This is a genomic window from Levilactobacillus hammesii DSM 16381, assembly GCF_001434395.1.
Classification (GTDB): domain Bacteria; phylum Bacillota; class Bacilli; order Lactobacillales; family Lactobacillaceae; genus Levilactobacillus; species Levilactobacillus hammesii.
In genome coordinates this window covers 22234-41072 of the sequence record NZ_AZFS01000046.1, presented here as the reverse complement: position 1 = coordinate 41072, position 18839 = coordinate 22234, and the positions used below count along the sequence as shown (strand labels likewise).

General features: G+C 49.5%; 15 protein-coding genes and 1 tRNA gene. 4 read left to right on the top strand and 12 right to left on the bottom strand.

What is annotated here, in order from left to right:
• Window positions 1–84: 84 nt before the first annotated feature.
• From FD28_RS04130 to FD28_RS04100, 7 genes are all read right to left on the bottom strand, one after another.
• The gene (locus tag FD28_RS04130; protein WP_057732879.1) at window positions 85–1230 is read right to left on the bottom strand and encodes a hypothetical protein; all 1146 of its coding nucleotides are present in this window, start codon (window positions 1228–1230) and stop codon (window positions 85–87) included.
• A gap of 309 nt (window positions 1231–1539) precedes the next feature.
• Entirely contained in the window at window positions 1540–2670 is a 1131-nt protein-coding gene (locus FD28_RS04125) for a glycerate kinase family protein (protein WP_057732878.1), read from the bottom strand.
• 27 nt (window positions 2671–2697) lie between these two features.
• Complete coding sequence (locus FD28_RS04120; protein ID WP_057732876.1) at window positions 2698–4002, bottom strand: GntP family permease; 1305 nt, start codon at window positions 4000–4002, stop codon at window positions 2698–2700.
• A 360-nt stretch (window positions 4003–4362) separates the two neighbouring features.
• Window positions 4363–5592 carry a serine hydrolase domain-containing protein gene (locus FD28_RS04115; protein WP_057732874.1) on the bottom strand — a complete coding sequence of 410 codons (1230 nt, stop codon included), beginning with the start codon at window positions 5590–5592 and terminating at the stop codon, window positions 4363–4365.
• 265 nt (window positions 5593–5857) lie between these two features.
• Window positions 5858–6529 (bottom strand): 2,3-bisphosphoglycerate-dependent phosphoglycerate mutase, encoded by a 672-nt coding sequence (locus FD28_RS04110; protein WP_057732872.1) that lies wholly within the window; start codon window positions 6527–6529, stop codon window positions 5858–5860.
• A gap of 188 nt (window positions 6530–6717) precedes the next feature.
• A complete protein-coding gene (locus FD28_RS04105) occupies window positions 6718–7788 on the bottom strand; it encodes a DMT family transporter (protein ID WP_057732870.1) in 1071 nt (356 codons plus the stop codon).
• 38 nt (window positions 7789–7826) lie between these two features.
• Window positions 7827–8774: an AEC family transporter gene (locus tag FD28_RS04100; protein ID WP_057732868.1), complete on the bottom strand. Its 948-nt coding sequence runs from the start codon at window positions 8772–8774 to the stop codon at window positions 7827–7829.
• Between the two features lie 369 nt (window positions 8775–9143).
• Here FD28_RS04100 and FD28_RS04095 point away from each other — a divergent pair, with 369 nt between their 5' ends.
• From FD28_RS04095 to FD28_RS04075, 4 genes are all read left to right on the top strand, one after another.
• Entirely contained in the window at window positions 9144–10289 is a 1146-nt protein-coding gene (locus FD28_RS04095; RefSeq protein WP_057732867.1) for an LCP family glycopolymer transferase, read from the top strand.
• 971 nt (window positions 10290–11260) lie between these two features.
• The gene (locus FD28_RS04085) at window positions 11261–11908 is read left to right on the top strand and encodes an EAL domain-containing protein (RefSeq protein WP_057732863.1); all 648 of its coding nucleotides are present in this window, start codon (window positions 11261–11263) and stop codon (window positions 11906–11908) included.
• Window positions 11909–12051: 143 nt separating this feature from the next.
• Window positions 12052–13191 (top strand): GGDEF domain-containing protein, encoded by a 1140-nt coding sequence (locus FD28_RS04080; RefSeq protein ID WP_235806846.1) that lies wholly within the window; start codon window positions 12052–12054, stop codon window positions 13189–13191.
• A gap of 96 nt (window positions 13192–13287) precedes the next feature.
• Window positions 13288–14421, top strand: a complete 1134-nt coding sequence (locus FD28_RS04075) for a GGDEF domain-containing protein (protein WP_057732859.1) — start codon at window positions 13288–13290, stop codon at window positions 14419–14421.
• A gap of 111 nt (window positions 14422–14532) precedes the next feature.
• Here the strand turns inward: FD28_RS04075 and FD28_RS04070 are convergent, their stop codons facing one another.
• From FD28_RS04070 to FD28_RS04050, 5 genes are all read right to left on the bottom strand, one after another.
• Complete coding sequence (locus FD28_RS04070; RefSeq protein ID WP_057732857.1) at window positions 14533–15201, bottom strand: CPBP family intramembrane glutamic endopeptidase; 669 nt, start codon at window positions 15199–15201, stop codon at window positions 14533–14535.
• 403 nt (window positions 15202–15604) lie between these two features.
• Complete coding sequence (locus FD28_RS04065) at window positions 15605–16006, bottom strand: PTS sugar transporter subunit IIA (RefSeq protein WP_057732855.1); 402 nt, start codon at window positions 16004–16006, stop codon at window positions 15605–15607.
• A gap of 83 nt (window positions 16007–16089) precedes the next feature.
• Window positions 16090–16701, bottom strand: a complete 612-nt coding sequence (locus FD28_RS04060) for an HAD family hydrolase (RefSeq protein ID WP_057732853.1) — start codon at window positions 16699–16701, stop codon at window positions 16090–16092.
• Window positions 16702–16800: 99 nt separating this feature from the next.
• Entirely contained in the window at window positions 16801–18240 is a 1440-nt protein-coding gene (locus FD28_RS04055; RefSeq protein WP_057732851.1) for an MATE family efflux transporter, read from the bottom strand.
• 481 nt (window positions 18241–18721) lie between these two features.
• Window positions 18722–18806, bottom strand: a tRNA-Leu gene (locus FD28_RS04050).
• Between the last annotated feature and the right edge of the window lie 33 nt (window positions 18807–18839).

Below are 18839 nucleotides of genomic sequence, written 5' to 3'. Positions count from 1 at the left end.
AAATGATGAACCAAAAAATTCCGAGGCCTAGGTCTCGGAATTTTTTTATTCTCATTTAGAGCATCATCGATGGCTGACTAAACCTCAAAATTTAAGCTGGAGCAATTCCGGTCCCCGGTTGAGCAACACATAGCTCTGGCCACTCCCCGTGAAGGCCAATGCCTCAAACTCCCGTTGACTGTTAAAGACCGTTGCCTGCACGTCTCGTGGCTTAACCTGGCGCTTAATCAGCTTGGCTAAAGGAACTGACGAGATCGCGTCGTCACTGACAAAATACAGGCGATCACTCTTGGCATTGTAAGCAATTGATTGGTGTGTCTGACCGGGACGATAAGCCAAGCTCTGCATGATGAGGCGGAAGTGAACGCCCCGACCATTCATAATCCCCCGATAGACGCGTAACCCGTGCCGGCCACTATAACTGCTAAAATAAGCGTAACCCCGCTTATCAAACGTTAACGTGCTATTCACGGCTAGTCTAACGCCGTTCCTATTTGCCAAGCGATAATCAACGATCCGCACTGGTCGCAGTGTTTTCGGTGAGACACGAACGGCACTGCCGTAGTTGCCTGCAATACCATCAGAACGTGTCAACCACAGCTGGCCATTCTTAGGATTCAGAGCCAGCGATTGTCCGTGACCGATATCGAACTTAGGTCCCTGTGTCATGGCTTTAAGAACGGCCCGTTGACGTGGCGACGACTTCCCCTTAGAGGCAGCATTCGTTGCCCGGCGAATCAGGGCCATGTTCGTGGTTGTTGCCCCAAATTTCTGCCGCAACTTAGCTAAATCATATCTCACTAGCCACCCCGTGCCGACCGTTCCCGTCTCCAAGTAAGCCACATAGGCGGTCTTTCCATTCTTCGTGACCACAAGGCTCTGTGGGTTGGCCCAATCCCCAGAACGATGCACGGTCACCGGCAGATACAGGGCCGTCGTTAACGTAGCTGGCGCATTGCCCCTAGCCGTCGTGTAAGTCTCGGGCCGTGTCTGAAACGTCCCCTGTTGCTCGTAAGTGCTGGACAGAGCATAGTTATCTGGTCGCCGTAAATACTGATTCCGATTCCGAACAACTTTGACCTTGCTTTCCTGATAATCGGCCAAGGCAAACTTGGTTCGAACCTGACTGTCCGCCTGCGCAGACTGTCCAGTCCCCGCAATGGCCCCCAGACACAACGCCACACTTAATAGGACGATACGCCCCATAACGGACACGCGTAACTTAATCATAAGACTCCCCCCCTCAAATCATCTGGTCAGTCTTCCCCTGGCTAATCAGCTTTGACTCGGTATCAATCTTTAAATAGCTTCTCCATTTAAAATGTTACCATTTTTCATACGGTAACGTCATAAATCTCCCCCATAGACGATTAATTTGGTCTTTAAATTAAAAAAGTTAAGCTCCAAGGCTGGCCTATCTGGTACAAATGGAATCGCGACGCCACTCAAAAATCGGTTTTTTCAGAAATAACCTGAAAAAGCCGATTTTGTTTTGACTATGAGGGTGCCGAAGCATGACGCATCGGACATGTTTTTCGTTTATTTAATAACCCGGGCAATATTCTCCGCCGTCCGGGCCAGGTTTTCCTGACCGGTTTTGATGGCGGTCGGTAAATCGACGATACCCGGTAAGATGCCAAAGATCGCATCAATTCCTAAATCATAGAGCTGGTCGATGCCTTCTCCAACGTTGCCGGCCACGCCGATTACCTTAGCGTGGGGACTCACGGCCTTCACCGCCTGAGCCGTTCCCATCGGGGTCTTGCCGTACTGCGTCTGAAAATCAATGGCGCCTTCACCCGTGAAGACGTAGTCAGCGCCCACGGCCCGATCCTTGAGATGGGTTTCACGAACCACAATTTCAACGCCCTTTTCCATACTGGAATCGGTAAACGCAAGCAGTCCCGCACCCAGGCCACCAGCGGCCCCGGCACCTGGAAAGTCCGCCAAGTCCCGGCCCAGCGTCGTCTTAATCACAGCTGCGTAGTGGGCAAGATTGGCATCTAGCGTCTTAACCATTGCCGGTGTCGCGCCCTTCTGTGGCCCAAATACCGCGGCCGAGCCCTTGGGTCCCACGAGCGGATTGGTCACGTCGGAGGCAATCCGGATCTTCGTTTGCGCAACCAACGGATCAATGCCACTCAGGTCAATCGTAGCCAGGTCGGCCAGGCCACCCCCGCCACGTGAAATTGGCTGACCAGCGGCATCACAGAATTTGACTCCTAACGCTTCGGCCATCCCCTGACCTCCATCGGTTGTGGCACTGCCGCCAATACCAATGATGATCTCCTTGGCCCCGTGGTGCATGGCATCTAACATTAATTGCCCCGTGCCGTAAGTGGTGGTCACGAGCGGATTCTTAGTGGTCTCATCCACGAACTGAATCCCACTGGCCGCCGCCATTTCGATGACGGCGGTCTGGTGATCCCCCAGGAGTCCATACTCGGCAGAAACGGTCTGCCCTAAGGGATTCAACACCTCGGCATGCCGGAAGCTGCCTTGCGTTGCATCCACCAGCGACTGAACCGTGCCTTCGCCCCCATCCGCCATGGGGACAATCTCATAATCGGCGGTGGGAAAGACTCGTTTTAACCCCGTATAGATGGCATCCGCGGCCTGCTTCGCCGTGAGACTGCCCTTAAAAGAATCTGGTGCAATTACAAATTTCATCGTCCGCTCATCCTTTCCTCTCGTTCGCTAGAACAGCGTAAACATCACGACACCCACGACCGTCATGGTTAACCCAACGGCCGTTTCGTAAGGTACTGACTGCATCCGTTCCTTCAGCGTCATGTTCATGGCGTTCGCCGTCACGTGGAAGTAGTTTCCTTGTGGCAGGTGATCGATCACCGTGGCCCCCGTATGCACCATGACAGCCGCAGCTAGCGGTGCCGTACCAAAGGCCAGGATGGCTTTGCCAAACGACCCAGTGGCCAGGATAACCCCGGTCGAGGTCGAGGCCGTCGCAGCCGCCATCAAGATCCCGGCAATCGGGGCCAGGAAGGTGCCCGAGATGCCGGAAACCTTAATCAGATGAACGATGACCGCTGGCAATGTCGAGGTCGTGATAAGACCGCCAATGGCCCCGGCACCAATCAAGATCAAGACCACGTCCGTCATACGCGCCATACCAGCCTTGGTGTAGGCCAGCACCTGTTTGCCCTGGTGCATCGCCAACATGCCGATCAATCCAGCCAGTGGCAAAATGTACATCGCATCCACATTGAACTTTTCCAGTAAACCAATGTGAAGCACGTTGCCAACTGGATTCAGTAACAATAAAATCACGGCCAACAGGGGCGCCACGATCGCCGTGCCCAAGGAAGGCAACGCGGTGGCTTCCTGAGCGTCCCCCTGCGCTTGATTGGCCTGTACATCGGCCATAGTCGCGAGGGTTCCGTGATGCCGTAGTAACGTGGCAATCAAGACCGTCGCCACTAACCCAAACACGGCGGGAATAAAGTCGGCCACCATCAGCTGACTGAGTTCCAAATGGAATCCGTGGGCCGCCGCAATGGTGTTGGGATTGGGCGAGATGATATTCCCCGCCTTTCCCCCACCGGACAGTGCGACCAGCAATGCTAGCTTAGAAATCTTCATCCGACTCCCCACTTCTAGGGCAATTGGGGCCACAATCAGGACGGCCACTGGGATAAAGACCCCCACCGCCGTAATAATCATGGTGGCCAGCGCTAACGACAGGATCGCCAGGCTCTCTCCAAATTTGTTCACAATGCCGCGGGCAATGGCATTGGCCGCGCCGGATTCCATCATCACCCCGGCAAATACGCCGGCAGCGAGCACCCGAACCACGGTCCCCATCACACTTTGTGAACCTGTCACAACGATGTTCACTGTTTGTGTTAAATTGGCGCCACCAATCAAGGCACCGACAATTGTCCCCAATAACAGTGAATACACGGGGTTTAACTTCTTTAAAATTAGAATAATGGCTAGGGCTAACCCAATTAAAGCCCCGATCCAACTTACAGAAACGGTCATTTCTCCCACTCTCCTTATGCCAATAAGTGAATTGTGTAACTAACTTTTCGAACTCGTAGAATTATACAACAACCTATTTCACAATGAAAGCGTTAAATGTATTTTACCTGGTTAATAAGATAGGAAGAGTTACTGAATTTAACAACGACTGGTTAATCCTCATTCCAGTCAAAAACGCCGTCAGGACACTGATTAATGGACTATTTCTGGTGGCCGTTCATGATGATCGTGGTGAAATGAAATCGTTTTCGACATTGCTCAATTATTAACGATCAATGCCGCACGACCTGCACAAAAATAGCCCGAGAACTTCTCTCAGGCTAAACTAATCTCTTTCATTAAACGTTGTTTCAACTAGAATTAAGACAACTTATTAACGGCAACCACATTGCGGAACGTATTCATGGCCAAGTCTTCCGTCGACCAGGTTGGATACATCCCCCGCTTATAGTAGTTATTCGACAGCAGGATGACCCCCGTCTTACCATTGCGACTCAGGACGAAGGTGCCTTCATAGTCATCACCCACACCATGACCATAGTAGCCAATGCGGTCGAGGTGATAGAGGCCACCAGCATAGTGGGCCGTCATGCTCGCACTGCGATGCAGCGTATTCGCCCCACCGGCCTTCTTTAGCAGCGTCCCTTGAATAATCGCCCGTTCGGTTCGGAAGACATCACCGGCCGACATCGTGGCATTTCCGGTGGCAATCTGCACGGCCATGTCCTTTGCGGACGGCACGTGCGGTTGTGAGTAGTTGCCAGGAACCGTGCCACTATAGCCAATCGTGGTGCCCGTATGCTTTAACTGAGCAAAGCTGGTATGGTTCAAGCTCAACGGCGTGACCACATGTTCGTAGAACAGTTGATAGTAGGATTCATGCGTCACTTTCCGCAAGATGCCAGCTAACAACGTGTAGCTAATGGGTTGGTAGTTAAATTGATTAATCTTGGCCGGATTGATCTTGGCCTGCTGACTCGCGTATTTATAGACGGCCGGTTCGGTCAGCGTTGTTTCGGGTTTCAATTCGCCCGTAATCCCCGCTTCCATGTCCAACATTTGCCGTAGCGTTACTTTGTTACTGCCCTTAATCTGCGGGTAATACTTACTGAGTTTGTCGGTTAAATGTAATTGCCCCGCTTGAGCAGCCCGCATCACCAAAATCCCCGTCATCGATTTCTGAATGGAATTAATCAGGAATTGTGAGGTGGCTTGGTTGGCCTTGTGCTTTTTAGCGTTGGCCTTGCCGAAGGACCGTTGATAAACGACCTTATTATTCTTCACCACTAAAGCCGTGCCTACAAACTTTTTGGCCTTCAAATCCTTGGTGAACTTAGCCGAAAACTTGGGTGTCTTCTTGCCCAGGTTCTTTTTATCCAGTGCGCTTTTCTTCTTATTAGTCCGTTGTTGGGCACTACGCAAGGCATCGTAGGCAATCTCCTGCCGCGTCTGCTTAGCGTGTAACTTATTCGTGGTCCGCATGGTCTGCTGATCATTGGTATCTAAGACGTGCATCCCAAAGACCACGCCGCTGATCCCCAAGACCACGACAAATAAGATGCCCCAATGCCCCAAATTGCGCTTATTCAAAATCCTCAATCCCCCTTAAAGTCAGACTTCCTTACACCTTTAACTTTGAAATATCGGCTGTTGATTAGCCACCAGCCAGCACGTCGTCTCCACCAAACAACGCCCTAGCCCTCTGAATTGGGATGACTAACCCCCAGCCACCTTCCAAATGAGATTCAAGGAAAAGTCCCCTGCTTCTGATTATACGAAAAGGCTGACCAAACACAATCAATTCTGCCAATTGTGTCGGCCAACCTAAATATCTTAGTAATTTGTTAACTAAATATTACAATATTAATTTACGAAGGACGTTCAGCCGATCGTCAAAGTCGTATTGAATGGGTTCTCCATTCGCGACTTCCACCTGACTGATGTCGGCATCGGCCACGCCATCTAAGTACTTAATCAGGGCGCGTAACGTGCTCCCGTGGGCCACGACAAGCTGATTGTGCCCGTCCAACAGGCGGGGGGCAATCTGATCCACCCAATAAGGCATCAACCGGTGATAGGCCATCTCGAGGCTTTCACCCAGCGGCTCAATGTGGGGACCAAAGCGATCGTAACGGCGGTCCTGCGTGATGTGATCCAGCAGTGGCGGTACCGTCTTGAAACTCCGCCGCCAAATCTTGATCTGCTTCTCGCCAACCTCTTCACGCACTTTGTCCTTATTTTTTCCTCGCAAGGCCCCATAATGACGTTCATTCAACCGCCAGGACTTATACTCTGGAATATAAAGCTGGTCGATGGCCTCAAGCACGAGATTGGACGTGACAATTGCCCGTTGGAGCATGGAGGTGTGGAGTGCCCCAAATTGCAGCCCAGTCTGTGCTACTAATTTACCGGCCGCCTGCGCCTGTTGGCGTCCCTTGGCCGTCAACGGGACATCATTCCACCCCGTAAAAATGTTATCACGGTTAGCGACACTCTCCCCATGCCGTAAAATAACCAGCGTTGCCATTCGTCACGCTCCCTTTCTCTCTGTGAATTACCACGACAATCATAACATAGGCGGCGCACGGTTTCGCTTAATTTGTGCAAGAAATCACGGAAGGCCGGTTTGACCCGTCCGCCGTTGGCGATAAAACCCCTGCTAACCAAAAAGAACCACGCCTCAGCGCAGTTCTTCGTTTAACATTCAATTTAAATTTAATCCGTAGATTCCGTTGAAGAAGACTTCACGTGAGCCTCAGCACGTTCACGCAATTTGGCTGCGGCTGTTTGTGGCGTCGCTTCTTGGAAATCGCTGGCTGGAACGGTGGCTTCCTGATCCGCCAATTGAGATTCCCGAGACTTGACCCGGTTCCCCATAAAGGTGACGACGGACCCCAATAAGATAATGACAATCCCAACAATGGTATTGGTCAAAATCCGTTCGTGAATCAGCAATGCGGCCAAGATAGGTGCCAATCCTGGCTTGATGAAGAAGACCAGGGAAGCCGTGGAGACATCGGAACGTTCCATGGCTAAGAAGTAAAAGGCAAAACCACCACCGGTGACACAAACACCAATGAAGAACAGGAGCCAGAAGTAATTTAAGCTAACGTTCTTCAGAATTGGCATCGCAGCGAACTGACTGAGCCATGACACCTGCCGCATTCCCCCAGCAACTGCGGGAATGTGACTCGCCAACATCAGTAATAAGAGTTCAAATGAACCGGCAAAGAACGTAAAGCACGTCATGATAATCCCATTAAAGTGGTGCCGAACAGAGCCCCACCGGGACACAATGCTGTATAACCCAAAGGTCAACGCAGACCCAATAGCCAGGCTAAGCCCAACCGCATTGGTCAAATGTGCGGGGTTCACGATCACGATTAAGCCAATAATCGAAATCACAACGGCAATTAAGTTAGCTCGCCCCATCCGCTCATGCAAAATGAGGTAGGAGAAGATCAAAGCAAAGACGGGGTTGCAGCTAAACAGAACAGCGACCGTTGATGCCTCATCGACTGAAATAGCCAGTTGATACAGCGTCATGGACACAATCACGCAGACGAATCCGGTCAGGAAGAAGAGTCCCCAATCGGAGCGCGTCAGATGGTGTTGCTGCTTGCTCAGCGCCCGTAGCGCGATAGGCAACAGAACAACACCCCCGATGAAGAAACGAATCAGGTTAAGCTGGATGGGATTAAATGCTCCACCAGCCGCCTTCAAAGCGATTTCCATCGAACTAAACATCAAAGTTGAAAATGCGATATACAACAACGTTTTTCTCAAAACGAACCTAGTTCCTCCCTATGTAAAACCTGCATCGACTAGTGAATCTGTTGGACGATAACCATCAGAATCGGAATCACCACTAAACTTAGGAGGGTCGTTTCGGTTACCATGATGGCCGCATAATCCGTATCCGCGTGGTAGAGCTTAGCCACTACCGGGGCGTTGGTCATGACGGGCATCGCCGCTTGTAAAATAAAGACTTGCTTCATTAATAATGGCATTGGCGTTGGAATGACTAAACAGGCCATTAACGTGGGCGCGACTAAAAATCGGCCGAAAAGAATCCCGAGACTGTCACGGTTGAGGCGGATATTTTGTACCCCCGCCCCGGCAATCGCCGTTCCAATGAAAATCATCGACAACGGCACGGTTAATCCCCCGACGTAACTAAAGTCCTTCATGATCCAAGTCGGCAGCTGAATGTCCAGCAGCACCAGTACCACACCGAGCATAAAGCCCAGCAGCGGTGGCGAGAAAATCTTCTTTAACGTCGTCACCAGATTAAACTTTGCCGAGCCCTGACCATCACGTTGAATCAGGTAGGCCCCTAGCGTCCAAAAGAACGTCGTATTCGCCATGTAATAGACCAGGACGAACGGCATACTCTTGGGTCCAAACAACGCCTCATTGACGGGCAAGCCCACAAAGACCGTGTTGGAATTGGCAAACATCGCCTCAAAGAGCCCCCGTCGTGCGGGATGAACTTTAAAGCCATGAAAGGCAATCACCGACAGGCCAAACATGATCAGCATAGACACAATTGGAAACCGCAGATCCGGCAGTGTTGACTTTAACGTCGCCGCCGAAAACTGGGTCGTAATTGTACTGATCATATAAGCCGGCAACGCAATCTGCGTCACCAGGCGGGCAATTAGCCGTCGAGACTGTTCATCGAACCAGCCACGACGGGAAAGAATATAACCTAAACCAATCATCACCAGGATAATTAAGACACCTGAGACGCTACGCACAAAGACGGCCATGAGACTTCCTCCCGCCAATCATCATAAAATATTAACGTTTCTTAACTAACTTGGCCCATTATAGCACGGGTCTCGCTTCCCTCGAATTCGTAACCGGTTACAAATGGCTGTATACCAAGTCTAAGCTCACCTTGACAAGCTTCAGGAATCCGCATTTATCTTCTATATTGACCGGAATTCCACCCCGTTTTAAGGTGACCAAGCGTTTACGAATGGCCTTTTTTGTGGTCTAATAAATTAATTGAGTCCGCAAATCAGATTTCCAGGGGAACTGCTAAAATCTGATTGAACTGGCTAGCGCCGATGTTCAGCTGTCGTGAGCGCCAGTAGCGTGTATACAAAGATCTTAATGAGGATGAGGAAATAACTATGCCAAACGATAACAATGGAAGTAGACGGCAACGGTCACCTGAGGATTTCGAACAGGTCTATGACCGGCGCGCCGATCGCAATTCACACTTTAAAACGCCGCAAGTTCACCCCCATCGTCCCGTCATGTGGACGATCGTCATTGCCCTGCTGGTCATGCTGACTGGTGGTCTGGCTTACGGCTATCAAGCCTGGAACTCCGCCAAGAAGACCTTCAGTCAGACCTATGAGTCATCCAAGGCCGCTAAGAGTCGTAATGTCTCGGCCGTCTTAAAGAAAAACAAGCCCTTCTCCATTCTCTTAATGGGAACGGATACCGGGGCACTGGGCCGTTCCGACATGGGCCGGACCGATACCATGATGGTCGCGACCATTAACCCAACTAAGGAAACCGCGTACCTGACGAGTATTCCACGGGACACGCGGGTAACGGTTGGCTCGGGCGTCAACGCTTCCGTACAGAAGATCAACGCTGCCTACACGATTGGCGGCCCTAAGACGGCTGTTAAGACGGTTGAGAACCTCCTCGACATCCCCATTGACTTCTATGCCATCGTTAACATGGGTGGCTTGGAAAAGATGGTCGATGCCGTTAACGGTGTTGATGTGACGCCGCCATTGACCTTCCACTACGGGTCAGCCAACGTCACCAAGGGAAAGAAAGTCCATCTGAATGGGAAACAAGCCTTGGCTTACTCCCGGATGCGACATGAAGATCCCTTGGGTGACTACGGTCGGCAAAAGCGGCAACGACAGGTTCTCCAAAAGCTGGTCGTTAAGGCTGCAGGGTTAACCTCGTTGACGCGTTACCAACAAATTTTGACCTCGCTTAACGGGAACTTGAAGACCGACTTGACCTTCGATGACCTCATGCAGATCCGGGCCAAGTACGGCGACGCCTCTCACCATATCAAGTCCGAAACGTTACAGGGACAGGATGCCATGATTGATGGTCTTTCTTACCAAGTCCCCACTAACGCTGAGTTAAAGAAGGTTTCCAACCACATCCGTAAGACACTGGAGTTAGCGGAGACCAAGAACTTCACGTCTGATGCTGATACCACGGCCTACGGGACGGACACCAGCTATGACACCACTAATTCTGGCTACGGTTCTTCTGCCAACAATGGCAACTACGGTTATTAATCACAGATTCACAGATGACGTCATCCTTGCGATGGCGTCTTTTTTGGTTCATTTTTAACCAGTAAGGGATTGGAAGATGAAATATCTATCGTCGTCCAGTATTGATAAGTATTTGCACCATTAAATTAAGTCTAAATTGGGCGCACTGCGGCTGCCAGGGATTCCGCCTGCTGTGAGGACGCTTCAGCCTGGAAGGCCACCAGTCTTCTCGCTCGCTTTGAAGCTACGAAAATCACGTATCTCCCAAGTCGCCCGTGTTGTAAACTGGCTAAAAAAACGCCAGTTAACAACACCTTCACGGCTGGCTCCATCCCTGTCCTCCTCCGGCGCTGATTGTGTTTTATCACGAAAATAGCTGTAAGTGTCGACTACCTAACACTTCGGAGTTCAACTAATCACGACTGCTACAATCATCATCACAGTCAACTAAGAATACTGTGTAAGCCGAGAGGTCGGCAGATATGGTCTCAGGCGCGTCGTTCTACTTAGTCAGTAAGTGATTTTCTTACTGGCTTAGTAGAAAACCAAGCTTGTAGACTCGGCTCTTTCGAGGCTTCAAGTTGTGTTCGCCCCGTTCCAGACCATATCTGCTGACCGGTAAGGCGAAAAGACCACCATGTTGTCCAGTTTCTGGCTGATTGTTGTTGCTAGAATAGGTATGACCAGTACTTTCCCTTAGCTAAGCAGTATGACCAAGCGCATACATGCTTCACTGTACGGTCGGCTTAGCCCGCATCTTTTAGTTTTACAACGCTTAATTTAACCTGTTGGGTATCTCCGCAGGCTCCAATATCCGGCCCAAATTTAAAAGTAAGCCGGGTAACTCGTCAAGCGGGTCGCTGGTCTACGCCCTTTTTTAGTCTAAATGTAAATCACTAGCAACACTAAAACATATATGGCGTTGTACTTTCACTAAAAAGGACTAAAATAAGGGTACCTACTAAATCGTCCATTTAAAGGAGTCGACTCAAATGTATCGTTTTTTTGTCCAGCCACAAATCAATCAGGATGATCACAAAGTATTTGGCTATGAAGTCCTCCTGCGCAAGCAGCAAGATCAATCCTGGGTGCTGCCACAACACTTTACGGATATTTCCGTTTCCGATCAAGCGGCCTTGCTAGAGCAAACGGTAACGGCTCTGCATACCGCAACTAATCAGCAAGTCCTGGCGTTTAATCTCAATAACCAGCAATTGCGTGATCCCTTTACCTTGGGCACCGTGATTGCCCTAAAGAAACGGATTAGCCCCGCGGCCCTGACCATCGAACTTACCGAGGCGCCTACGCTGCCCGAGGTTCAGCTCTTTAGTCTGGCCTTGCATCAACATGACATCAAATTAGTGTTAGATGATGTTGGCACTGGCTCGAATACCTACGATAATATCCAGCACCTACTGCCATACGTGGATGAGATTAAATTTGCTATGCAAAATTTACGGATGGAAAATCGGGCAGCTGATATTCCAGAATCATTGGCCTTTTGGTCTAAGATTGCCAAACACTACCGGTTACAAATGGTATTGGAAGGGGTCGAAGACGCTAAGGATCAGGCTTTGGCTAAACAATTTGGTATTTCTTTACACCAAGGTTATCTTTACGGCAAACCCAGTCTCGTTTAGCTTAAGGAGTTGGCTCGAACGCATTGTTTGGGACCAGCTCCTTATTTTCAGTAAATTCTCATCAATATATATAGTGTAGTTAAGTTTCGTGAGTTAATATATAAGCAGCGTATATTTTTAGCACACATACATTATAAGAACGGATGACTAACATGACTTGGTCCAAATGGTTCGTGGCGCCCGCATTCACTAGTATTTTCTTTCTATTGGGCGTCCTGACCCTCTATTGGTTTATGACCAATAAATTAATTCAATATCTCGGACGACGCGGTAAGCACGTTGATGTGCCTAAAGTTCGAACGGCCGTTGGGATCATTTACATGCTCCTTCTGTTGATTTTGACACAGGCAGCGGTCAATGGCACCGTCAACAGCTGGGTCTTCACCAACTTTGAAATCTTCGCGATTGTCTTTGTCAGCTACTTTTTGATGTTGCAGATTCGACTGTGGCAACTGGCCGCCGCAACCTTGCTCTTTATGCTGGTCAATGGTAACTTAGGGTCGTGGTTGCCTTGGGCCTTTGCCGTTGTTTACATTGGCTTCTACTTCACGTTAAAACAGATCAGGCTGCATCGGCACGGCTCGTGGCGCGATTTTGCTGACTACGCTTCCGCAACCCTCATCTTTTCAGTGATACTTTGGGGCATCACGAAGGTCCGCTTTGATTTGCATTGGGCCACGATGGGCTGGGAAATTCTGTTTAGTTTTGTTCTGTTAACGATTATGTATTTCTACGTGGATTCCTTATTTGATAGCGCGTCAACCCTGGCGAAATTGACCTACACGACCAACTTCGATGACCTCACCCACGTTCGCAACTACTTCGCCTTTAAAAATGACTTCAGCTGTAGCTTCTCAGGCGCCCAAAAGGAACACGGGCCACTGACACTGATGCTCTTTGATATCGATCACTTCAAGCACGTCAATGATACGTACGGTCATCTGGCTGGCGATTACGTGCTCAATACAGTAGCCCAGCTGATTACCAAACAACTGGCCACGATTGATCCTGACTTGCGACTGTATCGGACCGGTGGGGAAGAGTTCACCATCATCTTCAACCACTACACGACCGACCAGGCCCGCACGCACATTGATGCCATTGCACAAGCCGTGAAGAACGGTGACTTTCAACACGCTAATCAGGAAATTGCCATTAGCATTTCTGTTGGTGTCACGCAACTTCAGACCGGCGATGAGAATCAACTAGATCTATACCGCCGTGCGGATCAGAACTTGTATTTTTCGAAACGAAACGGGCGCGATCGCGTCACAATTGCTTAACTTGCACCCGGAGTTTGGGATCATTCCCAGACTCTTTTATTTCCCCCCAACTCACCGGTTCCCCGGGAAAAATCTAAAAAGAATGGATGACGATGAATGACTTGGTCTAAATGGTTTGTGACACCCGCCTTAACCAGTGTGTTCTTCCTACTAGGTGTCCTCACCCTTTACTGGTTCATGACCAGTAAACTCATTAAATACCTCGAAAAACGGCACGATCATGTTAATACCACTCGGATTCAAACCATCCTGGGTGTCATCTACATGATGCTACTCATTATCAGCACGCAACTCACCGTTGAAGGCACATCAAACGGGTGGGTCTTCGTGAATTTCCAAGTCTTCGCTGTGATCTTCGTGAGTTATTTTTTAGAGTTAAATATACGACCGTGGCAATTGGGGCTGCTAATCCTGATCTACATGGGGTTCAACGGAACCTTAGACATCGGCCTGGCTTGGGTTTTTGCCCCGATTTACTTTGGCCTTTACTTCGCGATGACCTTCATTAAAAAGCATCGGCATGCCAACGAGTGGCGCAATTTTAGCGATTATACGCTGGTCAACCTCGTCTTCGCAACTGCGATGTGGTCAGTCCTTAAATTCCGATTTGAACTGAGCTTCGCCACGGTTGCCTGGGAAATTCTCTTTAGCTTCTTCTTCATGACCATCACGTTCGTCTACATTAACTCTGTCTTGGCCGGTGCGAATACCATTGCCCAACTCACCTACACCACCAACTTTGACGAATTGACCCACGTTCGCAATTACTATGCTTTTAAAAATGAGTTTGGCCAAGACTTTGAGTCTGCAGGCCTTCACCAAAAACCGTTAACCTTAATGCTCTTTGATATTGATCACTTCAAGCACGTCAACGATACCTACGGCCATTTGGCGGGTGATTACGTGCTCGCCAACGTTGCCCGCCTCATCACACAACAGTTGAAGACGATTGACCCGGACTTAAAACTCTATCGAACGGGTGGTGAAGAATTCACCATCATCTTCAACAATTACACGACTGCCCAAGCGAGTGCTCACGTTGCCGCGATTGCCCAAGCCATTCACGACGCCCAGTTCCATCACGCCGGCAATGACATTGATATTAGTATTTCCGCCGGTGTCACACAGTTTCCAACGACCGATGAAAATCAACTCGATCTTTACCGTCGTGCGGATCAAAATCTTTACTATTCTAAGCGTCATGGCCGTGATCAAATTACGATCAACTAGCGATCAGCGGACAACCTTGTTAAAACCCAGGAATACAATTCTCGATCGGAGAATTGTATTCCTGGGTTTTTCTGATGTGTTCAGATCCGCTGCAACCTTTGGCAAACCGTGCTAAAACAGATTCTTGGCTAATAATAAGTAGTCGTACAAAACGTGGGCGATTACCCCACCCCACAAACTGTTCGTTCTGCGCCAGGCCTCATTAAACGGCAGACGGGTCAGTCCGATGACGATAAAACATTGGTAGAGGTCCCAATTGTAGGTTGTCAGGTGAATGCCGCCAAAGACCACCGCACTGACCAGGCAACTAATCCACCAGCCCGTGCGCTCTGAGAATCGCCGCACAACGAGGTAAAAGATCGGCAAAGCAATGGCGGCGGTAAAAATTTCTTCTCCCAAAATTTGCCCCGCTATTTGCAACAGGTCGCCTAGGTTTGACCATAGGCTGTGGTTCTGTAAAACGGCCCCGGTTGGATTGGCATTGAGGTGTAGCAGGTGAAAGCTCTTCCCAATAACCGCCGCACTAAAGGTCAGGACTAAACTCATCACCATCACACCCGGAATCGTTAGCCAACTACGACGTGCGAGTTTACCAAAGAATTGACGAAAAGCCGGTAGACCGAATTGCCAGCTTAAGGCGATGGCACTGGTAACCGCCATCCACAGCCAATTGACCGCCCAGCCATGGATGCGGCCGAAGACCCCCAAGCTGAGTAGGATGGGCGTCGCGGCGAGGCCCCAGAGGTTTAACCGCATTTTAGTGTTTAGCGCTGTGAGCATTCAAATCATCCCCTTTAACTTTTTAAAGGGTGATTATAGCAAACAAGATAACGATTAAGCCACTAAAATGCCTGCAACGCAACGAGATTTCCCCTGACGGTTCATAATATTATTTATAAGGTTCATGGCGTGAACAATCGTGCTCAGTATGCTAGAGTTAAGCTACCAAATCAAGTGAATGGTGGGTGATCCGTATGTATACCGTTTCCCAACTTCAAGCGTTGCCACTGACCGTAATCACACGACTTCGTCAGTTTCTCCGCCACCAACACCAGGAACGTGACAACCGGTATCTCCCCAGCAAACACCCGCCCGAGGCCTTCATCAAAATCCAATCGTAATCCCCACTTGATGATCAAAAAAGGCTAGGACAGTCGTCCCAGCCTTTCACTATACGCGCTCATTATTCGGTGCTATTTAAGTCCAGATGACGAATCCCGCCCTGGGCGGCCTGTTCCAAGTGTGAAATTGCGGTCGCTAAGGGCTGCTTTTGAACGGCCAAGGCCTCAATCAGCATTGGCAAGTTCACCCCGGCAATCAGACCGTACTTTCCAGGTGCCTGGGCCACCACTTGTTGTGCCGCATTAAATGGTGCGCCTCCCCACAGATCCACCAGAAATAGGACCTCGGACACCGGCTGCATTTCTTGTATCGTAGCTCGATAATGATTGACCAAATCTTCGACGCCTTCGTCTGCTGCCAATGTGACAGCCACGACCTTTTGCGCCTTACCGAAGATCATCTCGGCACTTTGTAGAATGCCACGGGCAAACGCGCCGTGACCTGTGACGATTATGGCAAACATTTTGCCACCCCTTTTTGTTGTAACCTTATTAGCGGTGTTACCGCTCAACTCAAATATAGCACAAAACACGCCATCCAACCACTTTACAGCAACTGCAGCATCTCCTGTGGCTGATTAAACGTCACATCTGGTGTAAAACCGTTGGGGTGCTTACCATTCCATCCCGCAAAGCCAAAGGTGACCTGTGCCGCCCGTGAGGCCCGCACGTCATAATCCGTATCCCCAACGTAAACCGTTGTCGCTGGATCGGCATGCAGGCGTTCCATGGCAAGTAGGATGCCATCTGGTGCCGGCTTGCCCTGCGCAACATCCTCAGCAATGACATGCTGCGTAAAGTAATCAGCAAGTCCAAATCCAACGACATCTCGCTCATACTCAAAGCGCTGCTTAGACGTCATCACAGCTAGGTTAGCACCCGCATCCTTTAACTGTTGCAGGGCATCTTTTACCCCGGGATACACGGCGACCGTCTCCCGATATTCCTGGGTCCGGGGTCCCCACAGAGCTAATACCTCGGCAACATCAGGAACCTTCAGGCGAATCAGTGCGTCTCGGCTAGGAATGCCAAAGGTCGTCGCCAATTCGGCGTAGGGGCGATCCATGCCGCGTTCATGCAGGATGGCCTGAAGCGACTTGATATACATGGCCTCGGTATCCAGTAGCGTCCCATCAATATCAAAAATAAAGCTTTTCATCGTGATTTATGCACTCCTTGATTAGTGATTAATGCGCATTTTAGTCAAAAAAAAAGATGATCGCTACTCACGATCATCTCTAGTGTATCACGCATCCGTTTAGGACTCTAATTTAGGTTGTGTTGTGGCTAATTTTGTTGCATTCGCATTCACCACATTTTGTTCATGAGACTGTGCTTCCGTCTTCCCCTCAACGACATCCACAGACCGTTGCAGGTTCCGTAATTGCTTAACCGCCCGAATCCATGAAGGCACGAGGATGGCGCAGGAACCCAACCAAGCCAGTGGCTCCGCCGAAACGGCACCGGCGTAGCCAAAGGCACCGACCATGAATACAGCAGCAAAGACCCGCATCGTCAGTTCACCGACTCCGGCCAACGTTGGCAATACCCGCCGACCTAGGCCTTGGAGGGTATTCCGAATAATGAAGAGCACGCTGAGTAACAGGTAGCTACTCCCGATAATGTTGAAGTAAGTCTGAGACAGGTGAATGACATTTTCATCGGCCGTTCCGATAATCAACGTCACGATTGGCTTGCCAAAGAAGATGACCAAGCCCCCGGCAAATACAGCAAAACTCCCGGATAACCAGAGGGTCTTCTTCACCCCTTCCATGATCCGACCATACTTGGACGCACCAAAGTTTTGCGCTGCGAAGGTGGCCATGGTTACCCCAAAGGAAGACATTGGCAGTGAGCACAACTGATCTACCTTAGAAGCCGCCGTAGATGCCGCAACGGAGTCGGTTCCCAATGAGTTCAAGGCTGCCTGCATAACCATCGTTCCGATGGCAATGATGGACAACTGAAAGCCCATTGGCATCCCCGTGGAGAAGTGATCCCATAATTCGTGAAAATCAATTTTGAAGTCTTCCTTAGAGATGTGAAGAAGCGGAATGGACCGCACGATGTACACCACGCAAAGCAGTGAGGCGATCACTTGGGAGATGACCGTTGCCCAACCGGCACCGGCCACACCCATGTGGAAGACTAGGATAAAGAGTAATTCCAAGACCACGTTGACCACGGTCCCAATCATCAAAAAGATGAGGGGTGTCCGTGAGTCTCCCAAGGCCCGAATAATGTTAGAGAGTAAGTTAAACGCCATGGATGCAAAGATCCCGGCAAAGATGGTACTGATGAAGATCCGGGCATTGTCAAAAATGGAAGCCGGCGTCTGCATCAAGTGCAGGATGGGGTCAACGAACGTCAAAGCCAGTACCGTGAGGACAATCGTCATCAGAATTGAAATGACAATGCTCGCAGCAAACGACTTCCGCACACCCTTGTAATCCCGGGCACCGTACCGGGTGGCCGTAATGATGGCCAAGCCAGCCGTCAAGCCTTGCGCAAATCCAATAATCAAGAAGTTAATGGAACCCGTGGCACCAACTGCAGCCAGCGCTTTGACCCCTAAGGTTTGCCCCACAACCACAGTATCAGAAACATTATATAATTGCTGGAATAAGTTACCAATTAAAAGTGGAATCGTGAAAAAGAAAATGAGTTTGAGGGAGTTACCCTTAGTTAAGTCGTTCATGCGCCGACCTCCTTTTAAAATTTTGTCAATCATTGACACAGGATTACTACTATAACGCGTGAAAGTTACTTTGTCAGCTCTTTAGCTTGAAAACTTTCATAATCCTCGATTTAATTTTCAATATTACGCCCTTCTTAAGGATTTTTGAAGACCCATTTCGGGTGAAAACGATTGCGTAGTGAAAATGTTATCTGTTTGTCATTTAACCGTCTCATTTCGGTAAGGTTTCGGCTTCATTGGGCTATTTTAATCGGGTTTCCCGTGTGTGCAAGCCCCTTTACAGAATCTTTACTGAAAACTGAAGGCATTTAGCAAAAAATAAAGGTTCCGCTAAATCTGGTGACTTTGAGATTTGGTAGTTTTCATTATTTCCGTAAAACCAGCTATTTTTATGAAGGTTTCAAAAGCGTACCGATTTGAGACACAAAAAAAGATGATGCTTTGAGAAAACTCTCAAGGCATCACCCTCGATGATTCGTTATGCGGCCAAGAAGATTCGAACTTCCACCCGGATTACCCGGACAAGATCCTTAATCTTGCGCGTCTGCCAATTCCGCCATGGCCGCATTAACTCACAAGAAATAGTATACCAAATGATT

Bases quoted from the DNA above. Each gene is read 5' to 3' on its own strand.
- FD28_RS04130 (WP_057732879.1), bottom strand. From the start codon at position 1,230: ATGATTAAGTTACGCGTGTCCGTTATGGGGCGTATCGTCCTATTAAGT.
- FD28_RS04125 (WP_057732878.1), bottom strand. From the start codon at position 2,670: ATGAAATTTGTAATTGCACCAGATTCTTTTAAGGGCAGTCTCACGGCG.
- FD28_RS04120 (WP_057732876.1), bottom strand. From the start codon at position 4,002: ATGACCGTTTCTGTAAGTTGGATCGGGGCTTTAATTGGGTTAGCCCTA.
- FD28_RS04110 (WP_057732872.1), bottom strand. From the start codon at position 6,529: ATGGCAACGCTGGTTATTTTACGGCATGGGGAGAGTGTCGCTAACCGT.
- FD28_RS04100 (WP_057732868.1), bottom strand. From the start codon at position 8,774: ATGGCCGTCTTTGTGCGTAGCGTCTCAGGTGTCTTAATTATCCTGGTG.
- FD28_RS04095 (WP_057732867.1), top strand. From the start codon at position 9,144: ATGCCAAACGATAACAATGGAAGTAGACGGCAACGGTCACCTGAGGAT.
- FD28_RS04085 (WP_057732863.1), top strand. From the start codon at position 11,261: ATGTATCGTTTTTTTGTCCAGCCACAAATCAATCAGGATGATCACAAA.
- FD28_RS04080 (WP_235806846.1), top strand. From the start codon at position 12,052: ATGACTAACATGACTTGGTCCAAATGGTTCGTGGCGCCCGCATTCACT.
- FD28_RS04075 (WP_057732859.1), top strand. From the start codon at position 13,288: ATGACTTGGTCTAAATGGTTTGTGACACCCGCCTTAACCAGTGTGTTC.
- FD28_RS04070 (WP_057732857.1), bottom strand. From the start codon at position 15,201: ATGCTCACAGCGCTAAACACTAAAATGCGGTTAAACCTCTGGGGCCTC.
- FD28_RS04065 (WP_057732855.1), bottom strand. From the start codon at position 16,006: ATGTTTGCCATAATCGTCACAGGTCACGGCGCGTTTGCCCGTGGCATT.
- FD28_RS04060 (WP_057732853.1), bottom strand. From the start codon at position 16,701: ATGAAAAGCTTTATTTTTGATATTGATGGGACGCTACTGGATACCGAG.
- FD28_RS04055 (WP_057732851.1), bottom strand. From the start codon at position 18,240: ATGAACGACTTAACTAAGGGTAACTCCCTCAAACTCATTTTCTTTTTC.